Here is an 18142-nt window from a genome sequence, read left to right as displayed (position 1 = left end):
GTCACTATTCGATTCCGTCGAGCAGATAGTGCTCTACCCGCTCAACACGCCTTGGTTTACCTTGTAATACTAAAACGTCATTAGCCAATAATGTTGTTTGCGCTGATGGCGTATCTATTTCGGCTCCTTCTCTGCGCAGTGCTTTTACGAGTACTCGCCGCTTTTCTAAATTAAGATCTTCAATTGTTTTACCCACGGCATAAGCTTGCTGAGGTAGCGCTACAACATGTAAGTATTCTAATCGTTCACTTGAGGCATCTTCGCTATCTTTAAAATACCCTGCATAAAAGCTTTGCATTAACGGATAACGATTACGACGTTCTTTACTTACTCTACGCACAATACGCGTCATCGGTACGCCCGACATAGACAACACATGCGACACGAGCATTAAGCTCGCCTCTAACGACTCTGGCACTACTTCGGTTACGCCTAGCCCTTTTAAATAATCTAACTGGCTATCGTCACGAGTACGAATAAGTATTTTAACGTTGGGCGCTATTTGTTTTATGGCATCAATAACAACTTGTGCGTGATCAAGCTCTGTAAAAGTAATAATAACCAAGCGAGCTCGCTCTACTCCTGCGCACTTTAAAATATCTTTTTGTTTAACATAGCCAAATATAACAGGCTCACCTGCCGCTTTGCCTTCTTGTACTAAAATTGGGTTACTTTCAATGGCAACGTAGTCTATTGCTTCGGGCTTTAAAAAACGCGCTATAGTTTGCCCAACACGCGAAAAACCACAAATAACAACATGGTCACTATAAAGTGTACTACTTTGTGGCTCACTCTCCAGCGCTAAACTAGGGCGATCGAGTATACCCAAACGCTTTAAAATAAATGGCGTTTTATCAATCAAAAATGGTGTAAATGCCATTGATAAGACACCAAGGGCAATTAAAAATGAAGCTTGCTCTGAGTTTAATAACTGATGCTGGCCAGCAAGTGCGATAAGTACAAAACCAAACTCCCCCATTTGCCACAGCATAATGCCACAGGCGAGCGAGTCTTGGTTTCGCTCATGCATTAGCCGCGCACTAAGTGCTACTACTGTAATTTTTAATACGAGTAGCCCAAGCAATGCGCCAATAATTATTACTATATGCGCCAGTACAAATAAAATATCCAACTGCATACCCACAGTTACAAAAAACAGCCCCATTAAAATATCGCGAAATGGACGTATATCAGCCTCTAACTGATGCCTGTAATGGCTCTCACCTAACATCATTCCCGCTAAAAAAGCGCCCAATGCCATAGACAAGCCAAACATATACGTTAAAAAACCCGCAAATAAGGCGACTAATATAGTGGTAAGCACAAACAACTCATCGGTTCGTACTTGCGCTATTTCTTTAAACACAATGGGCAATACCCATTTACCAATTGCCCAAAGAAGCACGCATACAAATGCGCCCTTACTTAGGGCAAACGCTAAAGCCCAGCCAATACTTTGAGAGTCGCTTGATGCAAATAAAGGAAGTATTATTAATAGAGGAACAACAGCAATATCTTGAAAAAGCAGTACACCAACGGCCAATTGCCCACGGCGCTGATTAAGCTCACCCGTTTCTTTTAATAGCTTAACCACTACAGCCGTAGAAGAAAGCGCCATAATTGTACCAATGGTAAAACTGGTGAGTAGGGAGAAGTCTAAACAATATAAAATAATAATGAAGAGTAAGCTGGTTATACCTACTTGTAACGAGCCCAGCCCAAATACTAGGCTTCGCATTGCCATTAGCCGCGAAATAGAAAATTCTAACCCCAAACTAAATAACAAAAACACAATACCAAGCTCTGCTACAAACTCTATTTCATGAGATTGCGCAAGCCAGCCAATACCATGACTACCGGCTAAAACCCCCGTTGCTAGGTACGCCAAAATAGGCGGCAAGCCAATGCGTTTAAAAAACCACACAAAAAGAACTGCTGCCACTAGCAAGCCAAAAATTTGAACGTTAATACTCTGCAAATTCGGCCTCACGCGTCAATTAAACCAAGGGACTTACTTTAAATATAGCAACCTTCTGTTTTTCAGCAAGTTTTAAAATATGGCACAAAAATCGCTTAAGTAATTGCAAAGCAACACCCTCGGGGGAGAATTTAATGGAAAACGTCCATATTTTGACGCAGCGTGTGTCTGGTCGCGGTGATTTTTTGCCGTTTTCGGCTGAACATTCGCCAACAAATGAAATAACAGAAACACATAAACTCGTTACAGAGCTACAAACTAGCTTAGTGATTGAGGATGTTTTAGCTATATACGCAAAATTTACAAAACAATTGTTAAATTTCTCTGGTTTACAGTTTCAGTCAACACTGGGAACTACACAAACATCACAGAGTGACACAAATAGTACTCCTTATATTTTTGATTTGGCGATTGGTAAAGAACACTTAGGGCAGCTAATTTATTTTAGTAAATTCCCGCTTGGTCAAGCCATTGAGAAAAAGCTACATACTTTACATACTGCGCTGGTTTATCCACTTCGTAATGCGATGATGTATAGCCGTGTATTAAAGCTTGCCACAAAGGATGCATTAACCGGCTTAAATAACCGTAGTCAGTTTAATGACTTTTTACTGCAAAAGCTTGAAAACTGCCGTCGTTACCAGCGTCCATTTAGTTTAATGCTGCTTGATTTAGATAATTTTAAACAAGTTAACGACAACTTTGGCCATAAAATTGGTGACGATACACTTAAAGAGTTTTCAAAAGTACTGTGTAGCAGCATACGCGGCACTGATTCGGTATTTAGATTTGGTGGTGATGAGTTTGCTTTACTTATTGAAGACCCTGAGTTTACAACGAATAAAGTGATTGCTGAGCGGATAATGTGCTTAGTAAGAAAATCGCCCCTAATGTCTAAGTATAAAGTAACAACCAGTATTGGTTTTACTTTAGCTAACAGCCAAGACAGCGAAACTGAAATATTTGCTCGCGCCGATAAAGGTTTATACAAAGCAAAAGCATCTGGTAGAAACTGCGCAAAAGCATATTAGTCTTTACTTAACTGCATTAAATAAAAAGCCTAGCTTCCCCCGCTAGGCTTTGCACTTACCAATTTATAAATAAACAAAGCAGCACAAAAGCCAAAAAAGAATCCGCTAATTAAATTAAGTAATGCGGTAATAGTAGCAAGCGGTGTAAATAATACTAAAAGCAGTGGCAGGCTCACGCCTAAAATAAAAAACAATCCACCTTTACCTAACCAATAAGCTAATAAAAGCACTGCAGATACAATTCCACCCGCAACTGCATAACCTAGCGTAACTATATTTAGCTCAAGTAAAATATTAGCAATAATAGCTATAACGGCCGTTATTAGCATACCCACTGGCGCTTTAGTAACTAACGACAAACCAACATGCGGCTGTTTACTCATTTATTTACACTCCCAAAAAATACCATTTTCATCAATATGCTTAGCACTTATAAAATAACCAACCACTTGTACTAATTCATCATTATAAAAAATAAGCGGCACACTGGCGCGAAGCCAAGGCGCTATTTTTGCATCTTTAAACCAATGTTTAACTGTATTACTACCAGGCTTTTTAAGTGGTTTAATGCGTGCGCTATTGCAATTAAAGCGCACTATTACTTGCTCATTAGCGTGTGCAGGTCTTACTCCGCAACCGGTGCTTTTAACTAATAAGCGCCCGTCTGCCAGTTTTAGCTGTGAATAATTCAGCTCAATATCTGTTAATACTTCACTTGGTGTTACAAAATACAAATAACCTTGATGACGACGTATTTGCCCATCGAGCAAATCAATACGCATTTGTGCATCGTTTTTTGCGCACATTGCTTGATTAATAATTTGCTCGAGCTGCTTTTGCGATGGCATCACTTGTGTAAATAATGCAAGCCACGCACGTACTATATTTGCAATGCGCGCTGCGCTGTATTCGCTTACCTGGCCAATGCAAAGCGCTTGATGCTCGTTAATACACTTATTTAAATCGAGCTGAGTATATTCATCAAGTAATGTTTGTTGCTGCTGTAGTAGCTCAATACTTCGTGCAGTGCATTGTTCAAACCCATTAAAGCGCTCAGCTAACACAGGTACTATTTTTGAGCGTAAAAAGTTACGATCAAAGCTTTCATCTGTATTAGAGCCATCGGTTATGTAGCTAATACTAAACTGCGTTGCAAACGCTTCTATATCGCTGCGAGCTACATTTAGTAATGGTCTAAAACATATACGCCCACTTTGCAGCAAGCGCTCTTTATACATAGAACCAAGCCCTTTTAAACCTGAGCCACGCTTTAAGCGCAGTAAAAACGTTTCTACTTGGTCGTTTAAGTGTTGGCCCAGTAAAATAATGCTGCCTTGTGGGCTTAGCTCATCAAGTGCTTTATAACGGACGTCGCGTGCTTGGGCTTCAAGACTTGTGCGCGACTGCGGCTCAATAACAACTTTCGCAGCTTCAAAAGGCACATTAAGCTCAATGCATACGTTTTTGCAAAAGTGTTGCCAGTCATCAGCATACTGGCTCAAGCCATGGTGGACATAAATAGCCGATACATTAATTGCAGGGTTATCTACTTTTAAAGTGCGCATTAAATGCAACAACACCACAGAATCAACGCCACCAGAAAGCGCCACTGTAAAAGCGGTGTTACCTTGCTCAATATAGCTATTTAATGATTTTTTTAATTGCTGATAAATTGCTGATGTATGCATATGGGCGCACTTTTATATAAAAACTCTGAACATTTTAAAGCAAAAAAGCCGCATAAGCGGCTTTTTTTAACATTTAATGTGTTTAGCAATAACCAAACGACATTAAACGTTTATAACGTTGATCAAGCATTTCTTCAAGCGTAAGCGCTTGTAGGTCTGCTAAGTCACGTTTAAGGCGAACTTTTAAGTTACGTGCCATAGCATCGTAATTGCGGTGCGCGCCGCCTAGAGGTTCATCAATTAAGTTACTGATTAAATCTAGTTCTTTAACTCGCTCTGCGGTTACACCCATTGCTTCTGCTGCAAGTGGGGCTTTGTCGGCGCTTTTCCAAAGAATAGACGCACAACCTTCAGGCGAAATTACAGAGTAAGTGCTGTATTGCAACATGTTAACTCTGTCGCCAACACCAATCGCTAATGCACCACCTGAACCGCCTTCACCAATAACCGTACATATTGTCGGCACTTTAAGTGTCGCCATTACTTTTAAGTTACGCGCGATTGCTTCAGATTGACCACGTTCTTCAGCGCCAACACCTGGGTATGCACCCGGCGTGTCGATAAAGGTCATGATTGGCATTTTAAAACGCTCAGCCATTTCCATTAAGCGTAATGCTTTACGGTAACCTTCTGGCTTTGGCATACCAAAGTTGCGTTTAATTTTTTCAGCAGTGTCACGGCCTTTTTGTTGGCCAATAACCATGACTGGTTCGCCATCTAAACGCGCAACGCCTCCTAAAATAGCCGGATCGTTAGCAAAAGTACGATCGCCAGCAAACTCGTCAAATTCCGTGAAAATGCGCTCGATATAATCTCGAGTGTAAGGACGCAACGGATGACGTGCTAACTGTGATACTTGCCAAGCGCCTAAATTAGAAAAAATCTCCTGTTTTTGTTTGGCACTTTTTTCTTTTAATTTGCTGACTTCCTCTTCTAACTCAAGGTCTAATTCGCCAGCGCGGCTTATATTTTGTAATTCTTCAATTTTTGCTTCTAATTCTGCAATTGGAAGCTCAAAATCAAGATAATTGAGGCTCATGCTCTAAACTACCTAATCAGTTAAATTCTAGTTCTACATCTTGCGCAGCCATTAGTGATAACTTATGAATTAAGTCGTCACTTGGCGTAACACACCATTCGATCCCAAGAGTTAATTGCGCCAACGCATCTGGACGTTGGTAATAAACCTTGATCGGACACGTTCCCATTTTATAGGGTTCGAGTACTTTTTGTAATTTATCGAAGAAACCTGCCTCGACTTGCACCATGTTCAGCGTCATTTTAATCGCTTTGATACGCTTTTCACGCGCTTGAGCAATGGTGTTTATTTCTCTGGCGGTCATTGTAATACCACCGGAGAAGTTATCAAAGCTGACCTGTCCAGATATTACCAAGATATTGTTAACTTGGAGCATATCTTGGTACTTTTCAAACTCGTCTGAATACAAGCGTACATCAATCCGTGCACTCTTGTCATCTAAAGTTACTAAGGCCCAACGATTTCCTTTTTTGTTAATTAATACCCTAGAAGCAATCACCAAACCTGCGGCTGTTGCAAATACGTCGCGGTTCGTTGGCTGTAAATCAACTATTTTCCCGCTGGTATAATGCCTAAGCTCACGGCGGTACTGATTTATCGGATGCCCAGTTAAATAAAGGCCTAGGGTTTCTTTTTCACCATCTAACCATTCGTTATCAGTTAGGCCTGTGGCTTTAATAAAGGCTTGTTCTACTTCATCAGGCTCAGTGGCTAATAAACCAAACAAATCACTTTGCCCTAATAGCTCAGCTTTGTTGTGTTGGTCGGCTGCCCGCATTGCACTTTTTAAACTAGCTAGTAATGTAGCACGGCCAGCTTGGGTTTTTTCTGGCCCTAAATTATCGAGTGCGCCTGAATAAATTAATTTTTCGGTCACGCGTTTATTCAAGCGTTTTAAATCAACTCGGGCACAAAAATCAAATAAATCTTTAAATGGGCCCCCTTTTGCACGCGCTTCTAATATTGCATCAACCGGTGCTTCACCCACACCTTTTATCGCGCCAATGCCGTAAACAATCTCGCCTTGCAGGTTTACTGTAAACTTAAACTCACCTGCATTCACATCTGGCGGCAATAAGGTGAGCTTCATGTTTTCACATTCATCTACCAAAATAACTATTTTGTCGGTGTTATCCATATCAGCCGACATTACCGCAGCCATAAACTCTGCAGGATGATGCGTTTTCATCCACAGCGTTTGATACGAAACGAGTGCATACGCCGCTGAGTGAGATTTATTAAAGCCGTAACCTGCGAACTTTTCTACCAAGTCGAAGATTTTTATTGCGAGTTCGCCATCAATGCCGTTATTTCTTGCGCCATCTTCAAACGTTGAACGCTGCTTTGCCATTTCTTCGGGTTTTTTCTTACCCATTGCACGACGCAGCATGTCGGCGCCACCTAGCGTGTAACCTGCTAGTACTTGCGCAATTTGCATTACTTGTTCTTGATACAAGATAATGCCGTACGTTGGATCAAGTATTGGTTTTAAGCTTTCGTGCTGATACTGCGCATCTGGGTATGAGATTTCTTCGCGGCCCAGTTTTCGGTCGATAAAGTTATCTACCATGCCTGATTGCAGCGGACCTGGTCGAAACAAGGCCACGAGTGCAATCATATCTTCAAAGCAGTCGGGCTTAAGTCTGCGTACTAAGTCTTTCATACCGCGCGACTCTAGCTGGAATACAGCAGTCGTTTCAGCGCGAAGTAATAATTCAATACTTTTTTTATCATCCAGTGGGATGGTATTTATATCAACGAGGTCTTTACCTTGGCGCTCCATGCGCACGTTGGTCATTTCGACCGCCCACTGCAATATAGTCAGTGTACGTAAACCCAAGAAATCGAACTTAACTAAGCCTGCAGTTTCTACGTCGTTTTTATCAAATTGCGTGACCGGAAACTTACCTTCGTCATCGCAATAAAGCGCGGCAAAGTCGGTAATAGTGGTTGGCGATATTACTACGCCACCCGCATGTTTACCGGCGTTACGTGTACACCCTTCTAGGATGCGACACATGTCGATTAAGTCTTTTACTTCGTTATCGCCATCGTAGGCTTCTTGCAAGCGCGGTTCTATATCAAACGCTTTGGCAAGTGTCATCCCAGGATCGCCTGGAATCATTTTAGAAATACGATCAACAAACCCGTAAGGGTGCCCAAGCACTCGCCCTACATCGCGTATTACCGCTTTTGCAGCCATGGTGCCAAAGGTAATAATTTGCGATACCGCATTACGCCCATACAAAGCCGACACGTGATCAATTACTTCGTCTCGTCTATCCATACAAAAATCGACGTCGAAATCGGGCATTGATACACGTTCTGGATTCAAAAATCGCTCAAAAAGCAAGTCGAATTCGAGTGGGTCCAAATCGGTAATTTTAAGTGCGTATGCAACTAACGAACCTGCACCTGAACCACGACCAGGCCCAACCGGAATATTGTTATCTTTACTCCACTGAATAAACTCCATTACGATTAAGAAGTAACCTGGGAATCCCATTTGGTTAATTACGCCAAGCTCTATATCAAGTCGCTCATCGTATTCAACGCGTTTTACTTTTCGCTCTTCTTCGTCGGGGAATAAAAACTGTAATCGCTCTTCAAGACCGTCTTCTGATACTTTAACTAAAAACTCATCAATCTTAAGTGAGCCAGTTGGGTAATCAGGTAAAAAGTAAGTCCCTAGCTGAACCGTTACATTACAACGTTTAGCTATTTCTACGGTGTTTTGTAGCGCCTCTGGTATATCGCTAAACAGCTCAGCCATTTGCTCTGATGTTTTTAGGTATTGTTCTTCAGAGAACCGTTTAGGTCTGCGTTTATCGTCAAGCGTGTAGCCGTCAAAAATAGCAACGCGAATTTCGTGGGCTTCAAAGTTTTCAGGCTTTAAAAACACTACTTCGTTGGTCGCTACAACAGGTAACTGCTCTTTGGTAGCAAGCTCTACCGCCATGTGTAAGTAGTCTTCTTCAAGCGGTCGGTTAGTGCGAACAAGCTCAAGGTAGTAGTTATCGCTGAAATGCTGCTTATAAAAGCTAACTACCGACTCAATAACACTTGGATTATTTTTTAGTAACGCTTTACCTAAGTCACCGTCTTTAGCGCCCGAGAGAATAATTAAGCCCGTTTTATGCTCAACTAGCCATTCTCGGTCAATCACTGGGCGATGAAACACATGCCCACGTTGATACGCTTTTGATATTAATAAGGTAATATTTTTATAGCCGTCGTTGTCTTTGGCTAATATGGTTAAGCGGCTTGGCTCATCAGGAAATTCTGGGCTACGAACCCAAAAGTCAGCACCCACAATAGGCTTAATACCGGCGTTATGTGTTGCGCCGTAAAAACGCACTAAGCCACAAAAGTTCATTTGATCGGTAATCGCAATGGCTGGCATTTGCAGCTCTTGCGCTTTAGCAACTATTGGCTTTGTTTTAGCAAGGCCGTCAACCATCGAAAAATCTGAATGAACTCTTAAATGAACAAAATCAGGAGCAGCCATGCTTAACCCTCACCATTGGCTTGCGCCAATACACGCTGCACAGGTTTAAAGCTTTTACGATGCTCATCAATCGCGCCGTACTGCTCAAGCGCTGCAAAATGTGCTTTTGTTGGATACCCTTTGTGCCCTGCAAAGCCATATTCAGGGTGGCGTTTATCAAGCTCAATCATTTCGTCATCGCGTGCTACTTTAGCTAAAATAGACGCCGCTGAAATTTCTGCCACTAAGCTATCGCCTTTAACAATAGCTTGCGCTGGCATAGTGAGTTTTGGCAAACGATTACCATCTATAAATACAAATTCAGGTTGCGTACTTAATGCCTCTACTGCACGGGTCATGGCAAGCATAGTCGCGTGCAGAATATTTAACTCATCAATTTCTGTTGGATTGCAGCGCCCATAGGCATAACACAATGCTTTTTCTTTTATTTCAATCGCAAGCGCTTGGCGTTTTTTATCTGTTAATTTTTTAGAATCCGCTAAGCCAGCTATTGGTTTAGTCGGATCTAAAATGACGGCGGCAGTAACTACATCACCAACAAGCGGGCCGCGCCCTACTTCATCTACACCGGCAATTAAGGATACATTAGGTCTATCAATTTGCATTTATTAACTCCGCCACAGCGTTGGCTGCTTGTTCGCTGGCATTTAATCTAATTTTTTCGTGAATAGCTAAAAAGCGTGCTTTTAGCTCTTTGTTATCTGTATTAAGCATCGGGGTAAGCGCATTGGTTAAATTAGCCACATTACACTCGCTTTGTAAAAACTCAGGCACTAGCTCTTCGTCGGCTAATAAGTTAGGCAACGAAAAATACTTAATATTAAACGTAAATAAAGTTTTAAATATCCAATAGCTCAACGGCTTTATTTTATAACCGACTACCATTGGCTTTTTATAAAGCATACCTTCAAGTGTTGCAGTGCCCGACGCTAATAAAATAGCATCAGCAGCTTGCATCGCTAATTTTGATTGTCCATCCAGCAGGTTAACATTAAGGTTTGGCGCGGTAGCGTTTAATATATCAGTAAACTGCGCTTTGCGTTTTTCGTTAACCAATGGCACCACAACTTTAAGATTGGGGTTTTTAGCTTGCAGCTCTGCGGCTGTTTTAATGTAAGTTTCGCTTAGTAAACCAACTTCTGAGCCTCGGCTACCAGGAAGTAACGCCAGTACTTTGTCATCAAGGCTTAAGCCGAGTTCTGCACGTGCTTTAGTATCGTCGTGCTCAAGCGCTATATCGTCAGCCAAGGTATGTCCTACAAATGTACATGGCACTTGGTGTTTATCGTAAAACTCTTTTTCAAATGGCAGTAACGCAAGCACTAAGTTAGTGGCTGCACTTATTGTATGTATACGCTTTTCGCGCCACGCCCAAACAGATGGACTTACATACTGTACTGTTTTAATGCCCGCATCTTTAAGTGGCTTTTCAACGCGTAAGTTAAAATCGGGTGCATCAATACCAATAAATACATCAGGTGGGTTATCTACGAAATGCTGCACGAGTTGTTTACGTATTTTAAGCAAACGCGGTAGACGCCCTAGCACCTCAACAAGCCCCATTACCGAAAGCTCATCCATGTCGTAAAGTGTTTTACAGCCCTGCGCTTGCATTTTAGGTCCTGCTATTCCTTCAAAAATAGCGTCCGGAAAATGTTTTTTAAGGGCTTTAATTAAACCTTCACCTAAAATATCGCCCGACAGTTCACCTGCCACAATACCAATTCGTAGTTGTTTTTTATCTTTATTCATTTGATTTTATTTCACAAGTAAACCAGGCGTTCATGCTTGTTAGTTTACCGTGTTTTACTGTTTGGTTAAACGCTTTAAATAACTGGTTTTTTATCACGTAAGTTAAGGCTTTATGTTGTTTGTTTTTAATACTGATGTAGCATAGGAAATATATATTAAGTTTTACTAATATGTATGTTGACAAAAATTGCACAAAAGTAAATACTATTACAAACTTTCAGTAATTACTGAAAGTTCATCAAACCTTAACTTTGCCAATTAAATGTTGCCCTGTTAATCCGTCACTCTCAAGGAGCCAATAATGATAGATGAAACCTTTGTGGATCTATCGCGATTACAGTTTGCTGTTACCGCTCTCTTTCATTTCTTATTCGTACCGTTAACGATAGGTATGACCTGGATTTTAGTTATTATGGAATCGGTTTATGTTATGACCGGTCGCGAAATTTATCGTGATATGACTAAGTTTTGGGGAAAATTGTTTGGTATTAACTTTGCAATTGGTGTGGCGACAGGCCTTACCATGGAATTTGAGTTTGGTACTAACTGGTCTTATTACTCCCATTACGTAGGTGATGTTTTTGGGGCTCCCCTGGCTATTGAAGGTTTAATGGCATTCTTTTTAGAATCGACCTTTGTAGGTATGTTCTTTTTAGGCTGGGACAGACTCTCTAAACGCCAACATTTAGGTGCAACCTTTTTAATGGCCATTGGTACTAACATGTCGGCGCTGTGGATTTTGATTGCCAACGGTTGGATGCAAAACCCAGTAGGTGCTGAATTTAATTATCAAACCATGCGCATGGAAATGACCAGCTTTGCTGAGCTTGTGTTTAACCCTGTAGCACAAGTTAAGTTTATTCATACCGTATCGGCAGGTTATGTAGCTGCATCTATGTTTGTACTGGGCATAAGCAGTTGGTACATCTTGAAAGGCCGTGATTTAGCGTTTGCTAAACGCTCTTTTTCGGTCGCATCGGGCTTTGGTTTAGCATCAATTTTATGTGTAATTTTACTTGGTGACGAATCAGGCTACGAGGTAGGTGAAGTTCAAAAAGTAAAACTTGCCACGATTGAAGCTGAATGGCATACAGAAGAGGCTCCGGCTGCGTTTACCGCATTTGGTTTTCCTGATTCAGAAGAGCAAGTAACACATGCTGCGGTTAAAATACCTTACGCACTTGGGTTAATTGCTACGCGTTCACTTGATGAGCAAGTAACGGGTATTAACGACCTAGAAAAACAACACGAAGTACGTATTCGCAACGGTATGATTGCTTATGAATACCTTACAAAACTCAGAAACGGTGAAGATACGCCAGAAAATATTGCTAAGTTTAATACCCTAAAAGATGATTTAGGTTATGGCTTGCTACTTAAGCGCTACACACCTGATGTTGTAGATGCTACCGAAGAGCACATTCAAAAAGCGGTTAAAGACTCTTTCCCTAAAGTAGGCCCTATGTTTTGGTCATTTAGGATTATGGTTGCCTGTGGTGTAGCCATGCTAGGTGTATTTATATTGGCATTTTACTACAACGCACATCGCGTTATTGAGCAAAAGCGCTGGTTGTTATGGGCCGCCGTATTGAGCATTCCACTACCTTGGATAGCGATTGAATTTGGCTGGATAGTTGCTGAGTATGGACGTCAACCTTGGGCTATATCTGAAATACTGCCGACCTTTTTAGCCACGTCGTCATTAACAGTGAACGATATTTTAATTAGCTTAACTGGATTTATTGTTTTCTATACTGGTTTAGCCATTGTTGAAGGTTGGTTGATGATCCGCTTTGTTAAGCAAGGACCAAGCTCGCTACATACTGGTAAATATCATTTTGAATTGCCAAATAAAACTGATCAAACTGAAGGAGAGCAATCATGATTTTTGATTATGAAACATTAAAAATGCTTTGGTGGTTGATCATTGGTGTGCTGCTTATTGGCTTTGCTATTACCGATGGCATGGATATGGGCGTTGCTATGTTGCTTCGCCTAGTTGGTAAAACAGATTCAGAGCGCCGTACGGTAATTAATACCATTGGCCCGCATTGGGATGGTAACCAAGTATGGTTTATAACTGCAGGCGGCGCGTTATTTGCAGCGTGGCCTATGGTTTATGCAGCTGCATTTTCGGGCTTTTACTTTGCCATGATGCTAGTACTCTTTGCTCTATTTTTTAGACCACTAGGGTTTGATTACCGCAGTAAAGTAGACTCAAAACGCTGGCGTAATAACTGGGATTGGGGCTTGCTTGCAGGCAGCGCGATTCCAGCATTAGTTTTTGGTGTTGCTTTTGGTAACTTATTTTTAGGCGTACCATTTAATATTGATAACTTAATGCGTGTTAGCTACCAAGGTTCATTTTTTGGTTTACTTAACCCGTTTGGTTTGCTTGCTGGTTTAGTGAGTATCACTATGCTAATTGCTCATGCGGGGATGTGGTTACAGCTTCGTACAGCTGATGCAGTAGCAGAACGCTCAGGGCAATATGGTCGTTATTCACTGATTGTGTTTATTATACTGTTTGCAGGCGCTGGTTTTTGGGTTGCTAATTTAACGGGTTACCAAATTGTATCTATGCCTGATACACAAAGCCATGCAGATCCATTAGCTAAAGTAGTAACAACAGCCCAAGGCGCGTGGCTTAGCAATTACAGTGAACGCCCATGGACTATGACCTTTCCTATTTTAGCGTTTGCAATGGCACTAAGTGCGCTATTGTTTTCTAAATTGAACAAACCAGCACTTGGACTTATTTCAACAAGCTTAATGTTAATTGGCGTGATTATGACGGCCGGTGTTTCACTGTTCCCATTTATTATGCCATCAAGCAACAATCCAAATATTAGCTTAACAATTTGGGATGCGGTATCGAGCCATAAAACGCTCAATGTAATGTTTGTTGCAGTGTGTATTTTTGTTCCACTTATTTTAACTTACACCACCTGGTGTTATGTAAAAATGTGGCGCAGAGTAACGGTTGAAGAAATTGAAAACAACACTCACGGTAGCTACTAAGGAGACTAAACTATGTGGTATTTCGCTTGGATTTTAGGTGTACTTTTGGCCTGTACCTTAGGTGTAATAAATGTAATGTGGTACGAATTTCATCAAAATAAAAACAGCATTGCTGATGATGAACAAGCCATGCACGATTTATTAAACGATGCTAACAACACAAAAGATGACGACTAACCCCCGACCAGATCGCGCGCAGCAGCAATCACTGCGCGCTTTTTTAAAGCGTCAAAGTAAACCCGCTGCAGTGTGGTTAAAGTTAAGCATAGCACTGGGTACCTTTAACGCATTACTGATGATTGCAGGTGCTTATTTACTTGCGCAAACTATTCACAACGTTATGTTTGAAGGTAATAATTTAGCCCAAGTTACTCATTTATTATGGCCCTTAGCAGGCATTATTTTATTGCGCGCGGTGTTTTTAGCGTTAAGCGAACGCTTGAGTGCATATGCTGCACTTAAAATAAAATCGGCTATGCGCCAAACACTTCTAAATAAGCTCAGCTTACTTGGCCCAAGCTATATAGAACAACACGGCCAAGGCGCTACATTAAATACCCTACATAATGGCGTAGAAGCACTCCACGACTATTATGCTAAATACCTACCCGGTGCTGCTTACAGCGCGCTTATTCCGCTGGCAATATTGGTTGTTATTTTTCCGACAGATTATAAAGCTGGGTTGATATTTTTATTAACCGCGCCGCTCATTCCTTTTTTCATGATTTTGGTAGGCTCAAAAGCCGAAGCTTTAAACCAAAAACGCTGGAAGCAACTTGCTGTACTGGGCAATTACTTTTTTGACCGCGTACAAGGTTTAACTCAACTCAAGCTATTTAATGCAACACGTACCGAGCTTAAACAAATAGCTAAAATTTCAGATGATTTTAGACACGCTACACTCGATGTTTTAAAGATCGCGTTTTTATCATCATTTGCACTTGAGTTTTTAGCCACCATTAGCGTGGCATTAGTCGCAGTAATTATTGGTTTTAGACTGTTTTTTGGCACTCTTGATTTTGCTACTGGCTTTGTGGTGCTACTTTTAGCGCCTGAATTTTATTTACCACTGCGCCAGCTAGGTAGCCATTACCATGCACGCTTACAAGGCATTAGTGCCGCTGCCGATATGGTTGCGATTTTAAATGCACCACTGCCAAGTGACGAAAATGCGTCAGCGACTACAAACACGCCTGAAAACAATTTAACTTTAAATACAATTAACTCCATAAGTATTACCGACCTTAATTTTATATACCCAGATAGTAACGAAGGGATTAAAAATATAAATTTAACACTGCCAAATAAAGGCTTAATTGCAGTTGTGGGCAGTAGTGGCTCAGGTAAAAGTACGTTGTTTGATTGCTTATTAGGGTTTCACCCTGAGGTGATAAACCACCTATCTATTAATGATCAGAGTTTAAGCACAACCGATATTACTTACCTGCAAAATAACATTGCATGGATACCACAAAAAGCGACGCTGTTTTACGACACCATTGCTGCCAACATTAAATTGGCCAAACCAACTGCCACACAGCAAGAGCTTGAACATGCAGCAAAGCAAGCTGGTGTGCTTGAATTTATAAATACCCTACCCGATGGTTTTAACACACTGATAGGTGAGCAAGGGGAAGGACTTTCTGGCGGGCAAAAGCAACGTATCGCACTCGCACGTGCATTCATAAAACAAGCACCAGTTTTAGTGCTTGATGAGCCTACAGCGCACCTTGATAGCCAAACAGAGCAGCTTATTCAAGATGCTATTAATGAATATGCTAAAAATAACTTAGTATTAGTCATTGCTCATCGACTAAATACCGTTAAACATGCCAGCAATATCATTGTTATGCACGATGGGAAAATAGCTGAGCAAGGTCACTTTGAAACACTTGCAGCGCAAAATGGTGCATTTGCTGATTTATTAAAAACGGCCAAACAAGGGGTTGCGCATGCATAATTTTATTCGCTTATTAAAGCTTTGTGCTCCTCATTATAAAGCGATGCTATTGGGTACATTTTTAGCAACGATTACGGTATTAGCTAATGTGGGCTTGTTGGCTATTTCTGGCTGGTTTTTAGCATCAATGGCAGCTGCAGGTCTTGCGGGCGTGCAAATGAACTACTTTACTCCAGCAGGAACGATTCGGTTTTTAGCAATTGTACGAACTGCATCGCGCTATGGCGAACGCCTAGTTACTCATAACGCCACGTTTTTATTACTAAGTGAAATACGTACCAATGTCTTTGCAACGTTAAGTAAGCTTAACAATGTTGATTTAGCAATGAGCCGCAGCGCTGATCTAGTTAACCGATTACAAAACAATGTAGACGCACTCGACAAGTTTTATTTAAACGTTTTGCTTCCTATGCTGGTCGCTCTTTTAAGTGTGCCAATCATCATGCTGTTTATGTCGGCCTATAATGGCAACGTCGCCCTTATTTGCTTTACTGGCATTATACTTATTGGTGTGGTTATACCTGCCCTACTCAGCGCAAAGCTCACTAAAAACAGCCATAAAGAAACACAACTTAGTGCACAACTTCGCTCTGAGCTTTCAGATACACTCACAGGACTTAGAGAGCTTAGTATTTATCAAGCCCGTTCGCAGCAACTTAATAAGTGCGACGAATTAAGCGAGCAGTACAATCAGCAATTATTTATTCGCCACAAAGCACTGGCAAACTCAGATGGGTTAAGCTTGTTGGTTGTTCAATTAGCGATGCTTGCTAGCATAGTAACCATAGTTCCATTGGTTTACACCAACAGTATGGTAAATGTAGAACTTGCTATGTTAAGTTTATTTGTACTGGCAAGCTTTGAAAGCGTATTGCTACTACCCAATGCGTTTATAGAGCTTCCTAGTGTATTAAAAGCAGCAGAGCGGTTGTTTACACTTGAAGATAAAGCCGCTAACTCACAAGCTAAAGATGCACATGTAGACGTTGATGAAAACTTTAGCGCGCAAAACCACACGTTAGCACTTAACAATATTAGCTACCAATATGGTGAGCAAACAGCGCTTACTAATATCAGTTTTGAGCTAATGCCCCAGCAAAAAGTAGCGATTGTAGGTAGAAGCGGCAGCGGTAAAACAACGCTTGTAAATCTACTTACTGGTTTATGGCCTTTACAACAAGGCAGCATAACGCTAAACAATCAAAATAGCGTTGTTGACTTACATTCGTTAAATAATGATATACGCGCAAGTGTGATAAATATATTAGCCCAGCAACACCATATTTTTGATGGCACACTGAGTGAAAATTTACGTTATGCCGCGCCAAATGCAACTAAAGAGCAAATGATTGAAGCCCTCTCGTTAGCGCAATTAAGCCCGTGGTTTAATGAGCTAAAAGAAGGTTTAAAAACACGATTAGGCACTGGCGGGCGTAATGTGTCGCAAGGTCAGTCTAGACGTATAGCCATTGCACAAGCATTACTTAAAAGCCCAGCTATTTTAGTTCTTGATGAACCAACAGAAGGTCTTGATAATCAGTCTAAGCAAGGGGTAATGCAAGCAATAATGCATGTTATGAATAACGCGAGCGTGCTCACAATTACGCACGATCCCGCTCTACTTGCTCAAATGGATAATGTTGTATGGTTGGAAGGCGGTAAAGTAGTCGCACAAGGCTCTCATAAAGAGCTCAGTGGGGCTTATCCTGGTTATGTTGCGCTAACTACCCGGTTTTAAAACCTTTACTGATACATCAATAACGCCGACCTTAGGGTCGGCTATCTTTTTAAACATACTTTTTGATAAATCAATAATACGACCTCGCACATACGGGCCTCTATCGTTAATTCTTACCGTGACTGATTTGTTATTGGCTAGATTAGTAACAACCACCGTAGTACCAAAATCGAATTCTAAATGGGCTGCCGTGGCGGCTTGTTGACTAAAGCGCTCTCCGTTGGCGGTTGTTCTTCCGTGGTATTTATCAGCATAAAAAGATGCTTTCCCAACTTGAGTGATTTCTCCAGCAGATGATTTAACAATAGGCTGGCTACTACAAGCGGCTAAAACTGAAGTAATAAAAAGAGTGACAACTAACTTAGGTAAACGCATAGGACGGCTTTTATTATATAAATTACCCGCATACTAACTCAATTACCCTGAG

14 protein-coding genes are annotated in these 18142 nt (G+C 41.2%); 6 read left to right on the top strand and 8 right to left on the bottom strand.

Annotated features, from left to right (window positions below):
• Window positions 1–4: 4 nt before the first annotated feature.
• Window positions 5–1978 (bottom strand): monovalent cation:proton antiporter family protein, encoded by a 1974-nt coding sequence (locus AAEY62_RS09875; RefSeq protein ID WP_007584073.1) that lies wholly within the window; start codon window positions 1976–1978, stop codon window positions 5–7.
• 134 nt (window positions 1979–2112) lie between these two features.
• Here AAEY62_RS09875 and AAEY62_RS09870 point away from each other — a divergent pair, with 134 nt between their 5' ends.
• Entirely contained in the window at window positions 2113–3009 is an 897-nt protein-coding gene (locus tag AAEY62_RS09870) for a GGDEF domain-containing protein (protein ID WP_024590733.1), read from the top strand.
• 29 nt (window positions 3010–3038) lie between these two features.
• On the opposite strand, the gene AAEY62_RS09865 is transcribed toward AAEY62_RS09870, so the two are convergent.
• The 6 genes from AAEY62_RS09865 to lpxB form a co-directional block, all read right to left on the bottom strand.
• Complete coding sequence (locus AAEY62_RS09865) at window positions 3039–3392, bottom strand: hypothetical protein (protein ID WP_010553734.1); 354 nt, start codon at window positions 3390–3392, stop codon at window positions 3039–3041.
• On the bottom strand, window positions 3393–4697 hold the full coding sequence (tilS, locus tag AAEY62_RS09860) for a tRNA lysidine(34) synthetase TilS (protein ID WP_350634879.1): 1305 nt from the start codon (window positions 4695–4697) through the stop codon (window positions 3393–3395). It abuts the gene before it with no gap.
• An 82-nt stretch (window positions 4698–4779) separates the two neighbouring features.
• A complete protein-coding gene (gene accA, locus AAEY62_RS09855; protein ID WP_007581016.1) occupies window positions 4780–5736 on the bottom strand; it encodes an acetyl-CoA carboxylase carboxyl transferase subunit alpha in 957 nt (318 codons plus the stop codon).
• 16 nt (window positions 5737–5752) lie between these two features.
• Window positions 5753–9244 (bottom strand): DNA polymerase III subunit alpha, encoded by a 3492-nt coding sequence (dnaE, locus tag AAEY62_RS09850; RefSeq protein WP_010553736.1) that lies wholly within the window; start codon window positions 9242–9244, stop codon window positions 5753–5755.
• Between the two features lie 2 nt (window positions 9245–9246).
• Window positions 9247–9849, bottom strand: a complete 603-nt coding sequence (rnhB, locus tag AAEY62_RS09845) for a ribonuclease HII (protein ID WP_010553737.1) — start codon at window positions 9847–9849, stop codon at window positions 9247–9249.
• Entirely contained in the window at window positions 9839–10996 is a 1158-nt protein-coding gene (gene lpxB / locus AAEY62_RS09840) for a lipid-A-disaccharide synthase (protein WP_024608696.1), read from the bottom strand. Before lpxB ends, rnhB begins: the two co-directional genes overlap by 11 nt.
• A 301-nt stretch (window positions 10997–11297) precedes the next feature.
• On the opposite strand from lpxB, the gene AAEY62_RS09835 reads away from it, so the two are divergent.
• The 5 genes from AAEY62_RS09835 to cydC are packed head-to-tail and all read left to right on the top strand — an operon-like array spanning window position 11298 to window position 17715.
• Window positions 11298–12881, top strand: a complete 1584-nt coding sequence (locus AAEY62_RS09835; RefSeq protein ID WP_024608695.1) for a cytochrome ubiquinol oxidase subunit I — start codon at window positions 11298–11300, stop codon at window positions 12879–12881.
• The gene (gene cydB / locus AAEY62_RS09830; protein WP_231620495.1) at window positions 12878–14017 is read left to right on the top strand and encodes a cytochrome d ubiquinol oxidase subunit II; all 1140 of its coding nucleotides are present in this window, start codon (window positions 12878–12880) and stop codon (window positions 14015–14017) included. The genes AAEY62_RS09835 and cydB overlap by 4 nt, the downstream gene beginning before the upstream one ends.
• A 12-nt stretch (window positions 14018–14029) precedes the next feature.
• On the top strand, window positions 14030–14194 hold the full coding sequence (cydX, locus tag AAEY62_RS09825) for a cytochrome bd-I oxidase subunit CydX (RefSeq protein WP_002958303.1): 165 nt from the start codon (window positions 14030–14032) through the stop codon (window positions 14192–14194).
• Window positions 14184–15977, top strand: a complete 1794-nt coding sequence (gene cydD, locus AAEY62_RS09820) for a thiol reductant ABC exporter subunit CydD (protein ID WP_007581004.1) — start codon at window positions 14184–14186, stop codon at window positions 15975–15977. Before cydX ends, cydD begins: the two co-directional genes overlap by 11 nt.
• Window positions 15970–17715 (top strand): thiol reductant ABC exporter subunit CydC, encoded by a 1746-nt coding sequence (gene cydC, locus AAEY62_RS09815; protein ID WP_350634878.1) that lies wholly within the window; start codon window positions 15970–15972, stop codon window positions 17713–17715. The genes cydD and cydC overlap by 8 nt, the downstream gene beginning before the upstream one ends.
• Here cydC and AAEY62_RS09810 read toward each other — a convergent pair.
• A complete protein-coding gene (locus tag AAEY62_RS09810) occupies window positions 17698–18090 on the bottom strand; it encodes a septal ring lytic transglycosylase RlpA family protein (protein WP_010553743.1) in 393 nt (130 codons plus the stop codon). The genes cydC and AAEY62_RS09810 overlap by 18 nt on opposite strands.
• Window positions 18091–18142: the final 52 nt, after the last annotated feature.

Source organism: Pseudoalteromonas sp. GW168-MNA-CIBAN-0100 (assembly GCF_040309225.1).
Lineage (GTDB): Bacteria > Pseudomonadota > Gammaproteobacteria > Enterobacterales > Alteromonadaceae > Pseudoalteromonas > Pseudoalteromonas arctica.
Note: the sequence above shows the minus strand (reverse complement) of the source record. Positions and strands in the feature narration are given on the sequence as shown.

Coding starts and splice junctions, on each gene's coding strand:
- AAEY62_RS09870 (WP_024590733.1), top strand. CDS start 2,113: ATGGAAAACGTCCATATTTTGACGCAGCGTGTGTCTGGTCGCGGTGAT.
- AAEY62_RS09865 (WP_010553734.1), bottom strand. CDS start 3,392: ATGAGTAAACAGCCGCATGTTGGTTTGTCGTTAGTTACTAAAGCGCCA.
- tilS (WP_350634879.1), bottom strand. CDS start 4,697: ATGCATACATCAGCAATTTATCAGCAATTAAAAAAATCATTAAATAGC.
- accA (WP_007581016.1), bottom strand. CDS start 5,736: ATGAGCCTCAATTATCTTGATTTTGAGCTTCCAATTGCAGAATTAGAA.
- dnaE (WP_010553736.1), bottom strand. CDS start 9,244: ATGGCTGCTCCTGATTTTGTTCATTTAAGAGTTCATTCAGATTTTTCG.
- rnhB (WP_010553737.1), bottom strand. CDS start 9,849: ATGCAAATTGATAGACCTAATGTATCCTTAATTGCCGGTGTAGATGAA.
- lpxB (WP_024608696.1), bottom strand. CDS start 10,996: ATGAATAAAGATAAAAAACAACTACGAATTGGTATTGTGGCAGGTGAA.
- AAEY62_RS09835 (WP_024608695.1), top strand. CDS start 11,298: ATGATAGATGAAACCTTTGTGGATCTATCGCGATTACAGTTTGCTGTT.
- cydB (WP_231620495.1), top strand. CDS start 12,878: ATGATTTTTGATTATGAAACATTAAAAATGCTTTGGTGGTTGATCATT.
- cydX (WP_002958303.1), top strand. CDS start 14,030: ATGTGGTATTTCGCTTGGATTTTAGGTGTACTTTTGGCCTGTACCTTA.
- cydD (WP_007581004.1), top strand. CDS start 14,184: ATGACGACTAACCCCCGACCAGATCGCGCGCAGCAGCAATCACTGCGC.
- cydC (WP_350634878.1), top strand. CDS start 15,970: ATGCATAATTTTATTCGCTTATTAAAGCTTTGTGCTCCTCATTATAAA.
- AAEY62_RS09810 (WP_010553743.1), bottom strand. CDS start 18,090: ATGCGTTTACCTAAGTTAGTTGTCACTCTTTTTATTACTTCAGTTTTA.